The following is a 564-nucleotide window of genomic DNA, read 5'->3' as shown; positions in this document are numbered from 1 at the left end:
GCCGCCGGTGCCGCGAGGGCCAGGCAGACGGGCGCCAGGACCGCGAGCGCGACGCGGGGCCTCACAGCGGACCGCCCTCGGCGCGAGCGCGTCGCGGCGACCGCGGCCAGAAGGCCCACACCACCAGCGCGGTCGCGGCCACGGTCATGCCGCCGAGCACGACGGGATGCCCGAGTACGACGATCACGGTCGCCAGGCCCGGCACCGCGAACAGCACGGTGCGCACGGAGGTCACGGTGTACGGAAACGGGTCGTCGACCGCGTTCGCATCGCCCCGCAGCGTCAGCACGCGCTCCCCCGCCGCGGCGCCCGGTTGCACCGCGGTCACGCGGTGGGTCACGGGCAGGTCGCCGGGGCGGTCGACCGTCACGACGTCGCCGACCTCCACCGCCGCGGCAGGGACCCGCTGCACGACGGCGACCGATCCGGCCGGGATGGTCGGCGACATCGAGCCCGTGCGGAACAGGATGAGCGTGATCTGCGCCGTGGCCGCCAGCAGCACCAGCACGATGCACACGACGCCCGCGGCGGGAGTGGTTCACGGCGATCGACGCCTACGCCCCG

The 564-nt window shown here is 75.7% G+C and carries 1 protein-coding gene; it reads right to left on the bottom strand.

The features are described from left to right. Positions 1-61: 61 nt before the first annotated feature. Positions 62-517, bottom strand: a complete 456-nt coding sequence (locus DW309_RS00140; RefSeq protein WP_136044172.1) for a signal peptidase I — start codon at positions 515-517, stop codon at positions 62-64. Between the last annotated feature and the right edge of the window lie 47 nt (positions 518-564).

Source organism: Microbacterium sp. K41 (assembly GCF_004794395.1).
GTDB classification, from domain to species: Bacteria; Actinomycetota; Actinomycetes; order Actinomycetales; family Microbacteriaceae; genus Microbacterium; species Microbacterium sufflavum.
The sequence above is the reverse complement of the archived record's forward strand: the minus strand, read 5'-3'. Positions and strand labels throughout refer to the sequence as shown.